Annotated in this window: 13 protein-coding genes; 1 reads left to right on the top strand and 12 read right to left on the bottom strand. The window is 32.9% G+C overall.

Annotated elements, in window-relative coordinates:
* Positions 1–187 precede the first annotated feature (187 nt).
* The 9 genes from CN946_RS01210 to CN946_RS01170 all read right to left on the bottom strand — a co-directional run bounded on the left by CN946_RS01210 (position 188) and on the right by CN946_RS01170 (position 9169).
* Complete coding sequence (locus CN946_RS01210) at positions 188–892, bottom strand: HAD family hydrolase (RefSeq protein WP_098859552.1); 705 nt, start codon at positions 890–892, stop codon at positions 188–190.
* A gap of 338 nt (positions 893–1230) precedes the next feature.
* Positions 1231–1419, bottom strand: coding sequence for a hypothetical protein (locus CN946_RS01205; RefSeq protein WP_098859551.1), 189 nt, complete (start codon positions 1417–1419; stop codon positions 1231–1233).
* 111 nt (positions 1420–1530) lie between these two features.
* On the bottom strand, positions 1531–2100 hold the full coding sequence (locus CN946_RS01200) for a dihydrofolate reductase family protein (protein ID WP_098859550.1): 570 nt from the start codon (positions 2098–2100) through the stop codon (positions 1531–1533).
* 455 nt (positions 2101–2555) lie between these two features.
* A complete protein-coding gene (gene hutG, locus CN946_RS01195) occupies positions 2556–3515 on the bottom strand; it encodes a formimidoylglutamase (protein WP_098859549.1) in 960 nt (319 codons plus the stop codon).
* A complete protein-coding gene (hutI, locus tag CN946_RS01190; protein ID WP_218012626.1) occupies positions 3496–4719 on the bottom strand; it encodes an imidazolonepropionase in 1224 nt (407 codons plus the stop codon). The genes hutG and hutI overlap by 20 nt, the downstream gene beginning before the upstream one ends.
* A 54-nt stretch (positions 4720–4773) precedes the next feature.
* The gene (gene hutU / locus CN946_RS01185; RefSeq protein ID WP_098859547.1) at positions 4774–6432 is read right to left on the bottom strand and encodes a urocanate hydratase; all 1659 of its coding nucleotides are present in this window, start codon (positions 6430–6432) and stop codon (positions 4774–4776) included.
* A gap of 17 nt (positions 6433–6449) precedes the next feature.
* Positions 6450–7958, bottom strand: coding sequence for a histidine ammonia-lyase (hutH, locus tag CN946_RS01180; RefSeq protein WP_098859546.1), 1509 nt, complete (start codon positions 7956–7958; stop codon positions 6450–6452).
* A gap of 108 nt (positions 7959–8066) precedes the next feature.
* On the bottom strand, positions 8067–8498 hold the full coding sequence (gene hutP / locus CN946_RS01175; protein WP_098859545.1) for a histidine utilization transcription antiterminator HutP: 432 nt from the start codon (positions 8496–8498) through the stop codon (positions 8067–8069).
* Between the two features lie 236 nt (positions 8499–8734).
* A complete protein-coding gene (locus CN946_RS01170) occupies positions 8735–9169 on the bottom strand; it encodes a VOC family protein (RefSeq protein WP_098859544.1) in 435 nt (144 codons plus the stop codon).
* Between the two features lie 336 nt (positions 9170–9505).
* On the opposite strand from CN946_RS01170, the gene CN946_RS01165 reads away from it, so the two are divergent.
* The gene (locus CN946_RS01165) at positions 9506–10438 is read left to right on the top strand and encodes a glycine-rich domain-containing protein (RefSeq protein WP_098859543.1); all 933 of its coding nucleotides are present in this window, start codon (positions 9506–9508) and stop codon (positions 10436–10438) included.
* A gap of 104 nt (positions 10439–10542) precedes the next feature.
* Here the strand turns inward: CN946_RS01165 and CN946_RS01160 are convergent, their stop codons facing one another.
* The 3 genes from CN946_RS01160 to CN946_RS01150 form a co-directional block, all read right to left on the bottom strand.
* Positions 10543–10953: a phosphate-starvation-inducible protein PsiE gene (locus CN946_RS01160; protein WP_098859542.1), complete on the bottom strand. Its 411-nt coding sequence runs from the start codon at positions 10951–10953 to the stop codon at positions 10543–10545.
* A gap of 78 nt (positions 10954–11031) precedes the next feature.
* Positions 11032–11376 (bottom strand): Na-translocating system protein MpsC family protein, encoded by a 345-nt coding sequence (locus CN946_RS01155; RefSeq protein ID WP_097977583.1) that lies wholly within the window; start codon positions 11374–11376, stop codon positions 11032–11034.
* Between the two features lie 388 nt (positions 11377–11764).
* On the bottom strand, positions 11765–12499 hold the full coding sequence (locus CN946_RS01150) for an SIMPL domain-containing protein (RefSeq protein WP_141546840.1): 735 nt from the start codon (positions 12497–12499) through the stop codon (positions 11765–11767).
* Between the last annotated feature and the right edge of the window lie 60 nt (positions 12500–12559).

The raw sequence follows: 12559 nt of genomic DNA, 5'->3' as shown, positions 1-12559 counted from the left end.
ATTAAGATATCATATTATCCAAATGCTAGTTCAATTATCACTCATAAGTAAAATAGAGGATGATCCATTAAAGATCATCCTCCATTTGTTGTTGAACTATTGCATGAATAAGTTCAACAGCATGATTAAATATTCGAAAGAGATGTTAATTGAACTAACGATAACTAAAATGGACTAAAAACAATCCTCAAAGTTTTACCAAATTACCAAATAAAAGTAATTTTATTTCAACTAAAGACTTAATACTATCTATTTTGTGATTATGTTCAATTTCGTCATAAGACCATGAATCTCTAATTATATGAATTGCTTTCATTCCTGCATCTAAAGCAGGTACAATGTCACTTCTTAGAGAGTTTCCGATCATTACTGGATTACTTAATTTTTCATTTAACTCAACATAGGTATTTATATCTTTTTTACTTGTAATAAATACGTTGTCAAAATGTTGCAATAGGCCAGTCTCCATTACTCGCTTAGTTTGAACGTCTTTTTCACCCAAAGTCAATATAGTCATACTTGCTACATCTTTGTGATTTGATAATTCTTCTATTATAAATGTGTCACTTTGCAGTGGAATATTTACTTTAAATATCGTTTTTGCTAATGATTGTAATTGATCATTGACAATACTTGATATTTCTATATTAAATCGTGTTGCCCATAAATCTAAAGTGGATTCCCATGCATAAGGATATCGGGCTTTACTGAAACCCATCTCTTTAATTAGTTCCAGATCGATTTTATTAAAAACTTCTTTAATGTCATTTATTATTACTTTTTCATCTAGCGCTTGATGTACTAGATTCGAACATAAATCTACATTATGCCGAAATGCGGCTTGGGTTTGAATTAATGTATCGTCTAAATCAAAAACTAAATCATATTTCATAATTATTTTACTCACTTTCCAACTGAACCATATTGTTATTAATTTTCACATACGCCTATTGATTCGGCTTTTCTAATTATATATGCTAATTTGCAAAGTGTCCTTAATTTATTCTTAAAATAATATAAAAGTAAACCAATAGTTTGTTTTGGCAAATTACAGTAAAATTTTATTTACATTCATTTTGCTAATATTCTTTTAGCAAAAAAGAGGAAGATCCTAAGATCATCCTCTTTTTGTTGTTCTATTAATAAATGCTTCAGCTACATAAGTTATCAATACCTAAGTAAAAATTAATTTATTGATAATATAAATAAATAGTAACAAAGTAAAATACATTAAGATTTCTTTAGTTTTCCATTATCAACAAATAAAACAATGATAAAAACATAGAGGACAGACAAAATTAACATAATGAAATCGGCTAAATGAAAAAAGTATTGTAAATATGAAAAAACGATAATAAATAAGAAGACATGAAGACCCTCGAGATCTTTTTTACCTTCTTCTTTGACTTCATCACTCATAGCTTGTCACCTCATAGAAGAGAACGTTATATTCAACTAAGATATCGGTCAAACATACCTCGCATCTTCTGTAAAGTCATTCCCCAAATATAAATGTTGCTCTTAACAAACTTATTCTTCATTTAAATGATATGTTACCTGCACAACTCCAGAAGAAAACGTTCTTGTGTTTATCATGATTAAATTCTTTCTCTGTTTAATATCAACAAATAATGGTTTTCCTTCTCCCAATATAACAGGATGTATTGATAATCTAAATTCATCTACTAGCCCTAAATTTATAAATGATGTAATAAGGCTTGATCCTCCATACAACCAGATGTCTTTGCCGGGCTTTTCCTTCAATTTATTTACTTCTTCAATTATATTTTCATTTATAAATGTTGCATTATTTTCATCTGTTGATTGAGTTCTGGAAAACACATATTTTTCCTTGCTATGAACTAAACTCCACATTTCTTTATCAGATTCAGAGTCATCTATATTTGGAATATAATTTCCCCACAAATCATAGCTTTTTCGACCATATAAAATCGTATCAATTTGATTCAAGAAATTTGTGAATTCCATTTCAGGATCCATTATGCACCAATCAATTTCTCCGTTTTTCCCTTCTATATAACCATCTAATGTAACCGCTAGATCTAAAATTATTTTTCTTTGTTTTATGCTATTTGACAAAGCCGTTCCTCCTAATTCGTTTAGACATTTTTTAATCTTATACTTCTCTCTAATAACGAAATCGAATATTTGTTCTTATTTTAATTATAACAAGCATGCTTGGTGCTATCAAATATCGATATTTTGGTTTAAAAGAACTAAAAACTTCATGATTTGTTATTTTAGAACGTTTGTTCAAAGTTTATTTGCACTTTGGTTAATTTTAACCTGATTTGCAGTGTTACAAGTTTTATTTGCAGTCACTCTTATCTTTTTTGCACCTCGATCCTTATTTGCAGCCCAGGCACTCTTATTTGCACTGTTTAATCTTTTATTTACAGTCTCACATCTTTTATTTGCACTTCGACCCTTATTTGCAGCTCACAAGCTCTTATTTACACCTCAACCTTTATCTCCCCCCTGCCTATAAAAAACAAAAAAAACTCGCAAACAACAAAGTTTACGAGTTTCACATTTTACTTATTTAACAACTTAACCTTCTCAACAAGAAAGTTTAAGATAACATGTGCTGCGATTCTGCTTGTCATGTCACGGAAATCGATTGTTGGGTCAAGCTCAACAATGTCCATTCCACAAACTTTAGGATGTGATGCTAGATAACAGATGCCATCTAATAGAGTTTGACTGTCCATTCCTCCAGGTCCAATTGCTGGGCAACCAGGAGCAAAGGCTTGGTCTAATACGTCCATATCTAGGCTAATATAAATTGCATCTACTTTGTCTACTAAATGGTTGATGCTCTCTTTAATAACTTTTGAGATTCCTAATTCACGAACATCACGCATTGAATAGATTGTTACTCCGTTATTAACACCGAATTCAGTGTATGGAGCACTATTTGAGAAATTTCTGATTCCAATTTGAACTAAGTGTTCACCTTTTAGAATGCCTTCGTCAATCAAGCTTCGGAAAGGTGTACCGTTTGAACGTCCACCATCTTCAGTATTTCTTAAGTCATGATGAGCATCAAATTGGATAACTCCTACTGTTCCTCGTTCTTTTGCAAAAGCTGAAATGCTTGGAAAGCTAATTCCGTGATCCCCACCTAAAATGATTGGCATCGTTTCTTTGTATTGACCTAGCAATTCAGAGATTGTTGATTTAATACGATTTCTAGACTCTTCAAAATCAGTCACATGCATCGTAATATCACCAAAATCAGTTACCTTATAATCTTTTAAATCAATTTGGTCTTCAATATGATAAGTGCTGTAGCTACTTAGCATTTTTCGAATTGAAGCAGGTGCGAAGCTTGCGCCTGAATGACTAATTGATGTTTTAGATAATGGCACACCGATAATTGAGAAATTTGATGCTTCTGTTCCATTCCATGCAGAGATGATTTCATTGGCTTTTGTTACTTTTGAATCAATGAAAATTGCATCCCCTGCTTTTTTAAGATGTGAAAGCGACATCGTGTTCACCCCTACTTACTACTAATTTACCATTCTTAAATACTGATTCTACATGATTTACACCAAAATGGTAAGGTACATAAGTATAGTTTGGTACATTCCAAATAACGACATCTGCCTTACGACCAATTATTAATTTACCAGCTTGGTCTCCACGTTTAATCGCATGTGATGAGTTAATCGTAACGGCATTCCAAATTTCTTCAGGCGTCATTTTTAGTTTAAGCATTGCGATTGTCATGATTAATTGTAAATTTTCAGTCGGGCAGCTTCCTGGGTTGAAGTCAGTTGCTAATGAAACTGCTACGTTATTTTCAATCATCGCTCGTGCAGGTGCAAATTCAGGTTTATTTAAATAGAAAGTAGTTCCCGGTAAAATGACACCAATTGTGTTGCTCTTACCAAGCATTTCTACACCTTTTTCAGATGCTCCACATAGATGATCAGCAGAAATAGCGCCAATTTCAGCTGCCATTTCAGTGCCACCTAGGGGATCGATTTCATCAGCATGAATTTTAACATTAAAGCCTTGTTCTTTTGCTTTTAATAAAAATTCTCTTGATTGTTCTACTGAAAATACACCTGTTTCAGCGAATACATCTACAAATTCAGCAAGTTCTTCTTCTTTAATTACATCTAATAAAGAAAGCATTTTTTCTAAGAAAGCTTCTTCATTTCCTTTATACTCCTTTGGTACTGCATGCGCACCTAAGAAAGTTGAAACTAAATCAATATCATGCTCGGCTTGTAATTCTTTAGCAACTCGAAGTTGTTTTAATTCAGTTTCTTCATCAAGTCCATAACCACTTTTAGCTTCAACTGTTGTTACACCGAATGAAAGCATTCTGTTTAAGTGATGAATCGTTTTCTTTTTTAAATCTTTATGAGAAGATAATTTAGTTTGACCTACAGTAGAATGGATCCCGCCACCCATTTCTAATATTTCTAAATAAGAAGCACCTTGTAATTTCAAACTAACTTCATGCTCACGTGATCCTCCAAAGACCACGTGAGTATGAGGGTCAACTAATCCTGGAGTGACTAGTTTTCCCTGGCAATCAATTACTTCTTTTGCATCAATTTTCTGTTCGTTCATTTGTCCGATATAAATAATTTGCCCATCTTTCCATGCAATTTCTGCATTTTCTAGAACAGGTAGATTACTCATGTCTTTTCCATGAATTGGACCATCACCATGATCCATTGTTAATAATTGACCAATATTTGTTAATAGAATATCTGCTTTCAATTCTAACACCTACTTCATCATTGGGATGTTTACGCCTTTTGCTTTCGCAGTTTCAACAGCTAAATCATAACCTGCATCAACGTGACGAACTACACCCATTCCTGGATCTGAAGTTAATACTCTTTCGATACGTTTTGCAGCTGCATCAGTACCGTCAGCAACGATTACCATACCTGCATGTAAAGAGTACCCCATACCTACTCCACCACCGTGGTGTACACTTACCCAGCTCGCGCCATTTACACCATTAATAAGTGCATTTAGGATTGGCCAGTCAGCTACTGCATCACTACCATCTTTCATGCTTTCTGTTTCACGATTTGGAGATGCTACTGATCCACAATCTAAGTGGTCACGACCGATTACGATTGGAGCCTTTAATTCGCCATTTTTAACCATTTCGTTAATGATTCTACCGAATTTAGCACGCTCACCGTAGCCTAACCAACAAATACGTGATGGTAAACCTTGGAACGCAACCTTTTCACGAGCCATACGGATCCAGTTACATAAATGCTCGTTATCAGCAAATTCACGTAAAATTACTTCGTCTGTTTTGTAAATATCTTCTGGATCACCAGAAAGTGCTACCCAACGGAAAGGACCTTTACCTTCACAGAATAATGGACGAATAAATGCAGGTACGAAACCTGGGAAATCAAATGCATTTTTAACGCCTTCATCTAATGCAACTTGACGAATATTATTACCGTAATCAAATGCGAGTGCACCTCGTTGTTGCATCGCTAAAATTGCTTCAACATGAACTGCCATACTATGTTTTGCACGTTTAATTACTTCATCTGGATTTTGGGCACGAAGTTTCTTTCCTTCTTCCATTGTCATTCCGATTGGTAAATAACCATTTAATGGATCATGTGCTGAAGTTTGATCAGTAATTAAATCTGGTACAAAATTACGTTCAACTAATTGAGGTAAAATTTCAGCAGCATTACCTACTAATCCGATTGCTAAAGCTCTTCCTTCGTTTTTAGCTTCAGTAGCAAGTTGTAATGCTTCCTCTAAATCGTGAGTCAATACATCACAATATCTAGTGTCAATACGACGTTGAATTCTAGTTTCATCTACATCAATACCGATTACAACTCCACCATTCATTGTTACAGCTAGAGGTTGAGCTCCACCCATACCACCAAGACCTGCAGTAATTGTAATTGTACCTTTTAAGCTTCCATCGAAATGTTGTTTAGCAGCTTCACCAAATGTTTCATAAGTACCTTGTAAGATTCCTTGTGTACCGATGTAAATCCAGCTACCAGCAGTCATTTGACCGTACATCATTAAACCTTTTTCATCTAATTCACGGAAGTGTTCCCAAGTTGCCCACTTTGGAACTAAGTTTGAGTTTGCTAATAAAACTCGTGGTGCATCTTCGTGAGATTTAAATACTGCAACTGGTTTACCTGATTGAACTAATAATGTTTCATCGCTCTCTAATTTCTTTAATGATTCAATAATTGCATCAAAGCTTTCCCAGTTTCTTGCTGCTTTACCGATTCCACCGTATACAACTAAATCTTCTGGTCTTTCTGCTACTTCTTCGTCTAAGTTGTTTAATAACATACGAAGTGCTGCTTCTTGAATCCAACCTTTAGTGTTTAATTCAGTACCTCTTGGAGCTTTTAAAGATCCTTTTGTGATTTCCATTTTATTTCCACCTCTTCTTATATTTGTGTTTGTTTTGTATAGTTTTTTGCTATGAAATTTTCTTTTAAATAAGTTGTTAATTTTTCAATGTCTTTTGAGAATACGCGATCTCTAGTAATTGATGGAACTGTTTTACGTGCATCTTCCATAAACTTTCTAGTTGTTTCAGACATTTTTTCAATTCCTTTGTATTCAACGCCTTGCATTGCACAAATACATTCGATTGCTAAAACTCTTCTAGCATTTTGAAGAATTTGGTATGCATGACGTGCACCGATTGTACCCATACTTACATGGTCTTCTTGGTTTGCTGAAGAAGGAATTGAGTCAACACTTGCTGGATGTGCTAATGTTTTATTTTCAGAAACTAAAGCAGCCGCCACATATTGCATAATCATTGCACCAGACTGTAATCCTGGTTCTGGACTTAAAAATGGTGGTAAATCATTTAATTGCGGGTTAACTAAACGCTCAATACGTCTTTCTGAAATATTCGCTAACTCAGCAACACCTAATTTAAAGAAGTCCATTGCAAATGCGATTGGTTGACCATGGAAATTCCCACCAGAGAATACATCATCACCGAATAATAATGGATTATCAGTAGCTGCATTCATTTCGATTTCTAATTTTTCTTTTGCATAGTTCAGAACTTGCCAGCTTGCTCCATGAACTTGAGGGATACATCTTAATGTATAAGCGTCTTGAACTCGGATTTCACCTTGTCTTGTCGTTAATTGACTTGTTGCTAAAATATTGCGGTAACGTTCTGCTACTTCAATTTGTTCTTTATAACCACGAGCAATATGAATTCTTTCATCGAAAACATCTGTAATACCATTTAATGCTTCAAATGTAATAGATGAAATTAATTCACTTTGATAAGCTAATTCTTCACCTTCAAGATAAGTAAGAATTCCCATTGCTGTCATTGCTTGAGTACCATTAATTAAAGCTAAACCTTCTTTAGCTTCTAGAGTAATTGGTAAAATTCCTTCTTTTGCTAAAGCTTCTGCTGTTTCCATACGTTTTCCTTTATAGAAAACTTCACCTTCACCAAGTAAAACTAGCGCTAAGTGAGATAAAGGAGCTAAGTCTCCGCTTGCACCTAATGATCCTTGAGATGGGATAACTGGGTGAATTTGAGCATTAATTAATGAAAGTAATTTTTCAACTACTACTAAACGTACACCAGAGTGACCTTTTAACATTGTATTTGCACGAAGTACTAACATCGCTCTTGAAACTAATTCAGGGAACGGTTCACCAACACCACATGCATGTGAAGCTATTAAGTTATATTGAAGTGTTGAAACATTTTCTTTTTCAATTAATACATCACTAAATTTACCAAAACCTGTTGTAATACCATAAACAACTTTGCCATTATTTACGATTTCTTCAACCTTTTCTCTACATGCTTTTACTGCAACTAAGCTCTCTTCTCCTGCTTTTACATATGCCTTATCGAATAAAATACTTTTCATTTGTTCCATTGTTAAGCTATTACCAGTTAAAGTTACCATTAAAAAAACACCTCCGAATTTTGTCAAAAAAAGCACAGAAAGAGGCTATGAGACGTAAATAGTAACTTACGAATCATAGCCCCCTATCATCTAATAAACTATGGGCGATTATATGTGATTAATGCCAAGTCCTGCTGATTCATGCTCCGATCCTTTAATTGGAGCACCAATCGTTCCGTATAGTGCAACTGCTATCCAGTCGCCCTCGTTCACGTTTTTATAAGGCTTTCCTCTAACAACAGCAAATCTCAGTCCTACTGTTCTAAGAACATCACCTAATTGAACATGACCTCTTGTTACGCCTTGAATTGCTTCAAGTGTTGCATGATATAATGAATGAACTTCTCTATATAGAGCTCCATTGATTACACCATTTTGTTTGGCAGCGGTTTCAATCGCAGCAACGACCTTTTGGGAATCCATTGTACCGACCTTACCTACACACCATACTACGTTTTCATTCTTCATTAATTCTTCTTCATGATCGGTCAAAGCGAGCATCATAGCTGTTCGACCAATTCGTTGACTTTGCTCTGCCATATCGCTAATACCTCTTACTTACTTTCTCTAATAAACTAGTATCTGATTACATTATATGCCAACAATTAGTAAACTTCAATATATTCAGATTATTATTTTTAAAAAATATTTTTTTATTAAAATTTGTGTAAATATTCAAAATATTTAACGGTATATTATTATTCAAAAAAACTTATCCATTTCTCATTTATTAATAATAAAAATAACATGTTGAATAACGTATAAATCACAGGTTGTTAAGATTTTTTTCTTAACACTAGCTGCCATGTAACACCAAAACAATCAGTCACCCATGTAACCTTACTAAAATCATTCATCTCTACTGGCCCCATAAGTACTTTCCCATCACTCTTCAAGCCACCAAAAATTAAATCAAACTCCGCATCGTCATTGCATTCTAAGTAAAAGGAAACTGCCCAAGTAAATTCAGGACAATGTTCTTTTTCCATATCCAAAACCATAAAAGACTGCCCTAAAATTTCAATGATGCCATTCATGATTTTCCCCTCTACACCTCGGTCTTCTTTCGTAAATCTTCGAAGAGAAACGAGTTTTGAATTCGGAAAAATACGAACATAATAATTCATAGCTTCTTCCGCATTGCCACTAAACGTAAGAAATGGAGTAATCCTTTGCCCTGATACAACAGGTATTACTTGTTCTTTTGTCATCTCCTGAAACCCTCCAAACAAATTGTAATTACCTAAAAAAACAAACCAGATCAAAATCATCTTTCTCCGCTGGAGATTTGGTCTTAAAAAAATGTAAATAATAAATAGATTGTACCATATTTTTACAACAGCAAAAAACTTCGCAGTTAATTGAAATAAATGCGAAGTTAATAAATAATGATCATACTATTAATGATATAAACGTCTGCCAATTGGTCCCTGTCCCCTAATCTTATACAAGGTGTTAATAGCCAAAGTATTTCCTTATCTTAACAATTTTCTTCTTTTGTTAATTTTTTAATTATATAATTGTATTAAAAATAAAAGGAGGTTAATATGAAAAAATTTTTCGAAACAATTTTTAAAAGGAATTTAAATAATGATAATGCATACTATAACGTTCTTTATAATCAGTGTAATACAAACAACTTAAAAGTAAAATCCAACTTCGCTAATTTATCGTTCGTTTCTAGACTAGAAAAAGCATGGAAAATGGGTTTCCTAGCTAATGTTAAAGAAAGAGTTATGGAAAAAGAAGATTGGAGCAATGAAAAGTATTCCTTTATGGAAAGAGAATTAAAGCGCTTTTTCTTAATGGCAGCAATCTTTGAAAACGTTCCAATGTATAGTCAAGAAGTTGATAAAATCTGGCACGAAATGATTTTATTTACGAAAAGCTATCATAACTTCTGCAAGGCTTTTTGTGATGAAATGGTACACCATGAACCAAATGTTCATAAAGATGGTGTAACCATAACCGATAGAAGCGATGCTAGGGCTGTTTATAATTTGTTATATAATACTTTGTTTGAAACGACATCTGTAAATACTTATGTCTTAGGAAATTTAGTTGTTAATTATAAAAACACTAAAGTTCAAGAATATTTATCGAGTAAAACAATTCAAACAAATAGTTTCGTTTCACATTTAAACTCGCAAACTAAAAATAATTTTTTAAATGAGTTTACTAGAATTCAAAAAAATTCAGTAGAAAAAGAAAATGAAGAAGCAAGAACTAAACACCAATCACAAAAATCTTACCCAAGTTCAGCTATTCGTTCAGCTTCTAACAAAAAATCAGATGATGGTCATATTAATTCAACATTTTTAGCTACAAACTCTTTTTTTGCATTAAATGAAAGTTCAATTGATTGTTCAAACAAGAGTGATAGTCATCATAATAACTCACACTCTTCATGCTCTAGTTCATCACATTCCTCATGTTCTAGTTCTCACTCTTCGTGTTCTAGTTCAAGTTGTTCAAGTTGATCTATTAATACTGTCCACCAAGTATATTTACATTAACTCAACCTTAAGGTTGGGTTAAACTGCTTTATTTTTAGTTAACTTTTTCTGCTCTTAATTAATGTAAATTATCCATTTCTCATTTCCCCAAAAGGTAAAATAATATAGCTAATTGTAAGCACTAAAATTATAATTGCTAACCAAAAATTATGAGCCGATTCTCCATTATTTACAATAATAAAACGAATAGTAGCAGTAATCCCTATATATAGAAGATAGCGTATTGGAAAATGATAATTTTCTTTGAAATATTGAACAATAATTGATATAAATCCAAAATATAAGAAAAATATTAAAACTTTACTAAAAATCTGATGAACATTTTTATTTCGCAATAAAATATCGTTAAAAATATAATAAAGTTCTCTGAAAAGGAAATACGCAAGAATCAAGCTCAGTAATAATAAAGATATATTTAATAACATTTGATAAAGCTTGATCAACAATTTTCGATTTTTAAACCAACTCGTTCCAATCATTTGTCTCCCCCGGTTTTTTGTCCCATATAATAAGCTTTTTTAAATACAATTGATAAACACTAATCATTTTCGCTTCTTCTATATAATATTGCGATCAAATACAAAAACCGAAATGCCTATATTTTCTTCAACTTTCATATCTGAAAATAGATGGACTAATTTTGCGCCCACAAGTTCTTCTAAACCTTCTGGTGGGTTATTTAAATATAATTCTTGAATCATTTTTGTTCGTGCAGTATGAACCATTTCTGCCCCGTTCATTGTTCCGGAAATAAATTTTTCAGTTGGAGTTAAATTACCATATAAAGTTGAAACAGCCATGTTTTCAACGAACACTGTATGAATTCGCTCTGGACCTTTTCCAAACAAATCTTTCCGAAGTTTTCTCATCATATCATTAAATTCATGTATTTTTTTTGACATTACTTATTCGCCTCAATTTCAATTTTTAAATGTTATAGCTTATCTTTGCACAGTATTCTTTAACCTATTTACTTAGACGATGAATATTATCTTAGTTTCTAATACATTTTTCACAAAATAACTTCACTTCCCACTCTATTGAAAAAAAAATTCCACCAGGAAGACAATTAGCCGATTCATAGGCTTACTGTCTTCTTGGTGGAATAGTTAATTAGCAAAAAAATTTACTAAAATACCAATCCAATTTAAGTTAAATGAATTTAATAGATCCATAACAAATAGATTATTATGTTTCCATATCATCCGGATTTATTATATCTCTATATTTTTAAATTAACAATCAAAATGTTAATTTTATATATTTCTGTCTAATTCGAATTTTAAACGTTTAATAATTTACATAATTAAACATTGCCTGCACTGAAGCAGTTATTTTTATTTGACCCTCTTGAATTGGTGTAGTTGGACCGCTGAATGCTGCTGAAGTCATTGTTAATGATGACATCGGCCGTACAACTTGAATCCCTTCTTCAGCCAACCAAATTGGTATGTTATTAATCGATAACCCTAGGGATTTCGCGATGTTTTCGGCATTCATTTTTGCATTTAAAGTGGCCTTTTGTAATGCTTCTCCGTAATACGGTTCGGGATTAGATACTTCGAATGTAAGATTTCGTACTTCATTTGCTCCATTTTCAACTGCAACATCAATCACTTTCCCAATATTTGCAAGATCCTTTACGATAACTTTTAAAATATGGCTCACCCGATATCCTTTAAAAATTTGTTGAGAATCTTGGTAATCAACAATTCGGTCGATTGTATACGAATTCGTTTCAATTTCGTCCTGTTTAATTCCTATACCTTTTAATGCTTCTATAATCTTATTCGAAATGATTGCATTCTCTGTTTGAGCCGTTTGTACTTTCATATCTTCTACTACTGATCCTAATAGTACAAACGACTGATCGGGCTTTACTGATACTTCACCTTTTCCTGTTGCTTTAATCGTATAATTAGTATTCATATTGCGTGATTGGAAAGCACTTTGATATTGAGGGGTTGAATAATCATATCGCATACCTGTTAAGTTATAATTATTTAATGGATAAATCGTCCTCACATCCTTTTAAGATGAAAAATATTGTATTTGTGCCCATTTATTGTATGTATTGAGGGGGTT

Origin of the sequence: Bacillus sp. AFS053548 (assembly GCF_002575105.1) — a bacterium.
Classification (GTDB): domain Bacteria; phylum Bacillota; class Bacilli; order Bacillales; family Bacillaceae_G; genus Gottfriedia.
This window is presented reverse-complemented; position numbering and strand designations above follow the sequence as displayed.

Bases quoted from the DNA above. Each gene is read 5' to 3' on its own strand.
- CN946_RS01210 (WP_098859552.1), bottom strand. From the start codon at position 892: ATGAAATATGATTTAGTTTTTGATTTAGACGATACATTAATTCAAACC.
- CN946_RS01205 (WP_098859551.1), bottom strand. From the start codon at position 1,419: ATGAGTGATGAAGTCAAAGAAGAAGGTAAAAAAGATCTCGAGGGTCTT.
- hutG (WP_098859549.1), bottom strand. From the start codon at position 3,515: ATGTCGCTTTCACATCTTAAAAAAGCAGGGGATGCAATTTTCATTGAT.
- hutI (WP_218012626.1), bottom strand. From the start codon at position 4,719: ATGGATCATGGTGATGGTCCAATTCATGGAAAAGACATGAGTAATCTA.
- hutU (WP_098859547.1), bottom strand. From the start codon at position 6,432: ATGGAAATCACAAAAGGATCTTTAAAAGCTCCAAGAGGTACTGAATTA.
- hutH (WP_098859546.1), bottom strand. From the start codon at position 7,958: ATGGTAACTTTAACTGGTAATAGCTTAACAATGGAACAAATGAAAAGT.
- hutP (WP_098859545.1), bottom strand. From the start codon at position 8,498: ATGGCAGAGCAAAGTCAACGAATTGGTCGAACAGCTATGATGCTCGCT.
- CN946_RS01170 (WP_098859544.1), bottom strand. From the start codon at position 9,169: ATGACAAAAGAACAAGTAATACCTGTTGTATCAGGGCAAAGGATTACT.
- CN946_RS01165 (WP_098859543.1), top strand. From the start codon at position 9,506: ATGAAAAAATTTTTCGAAACAATTTTTAAAAGGAATTTAAATAATGAT.
- CN946_RS01160 (WP_098859542.1), bottom strand. From the start codon at position 10,953: ATGATTGGAACGAGTTGGTTTAAAAATCGAAAATTGTTGATCAAGCTT.
- CN946_RS01155 (WP_097977583.1), bottom strand. From the start codon at position 11,376: ATGTCAAAAAAAATACATGAATTTAATGATATGATGAGAAAACTTCGG.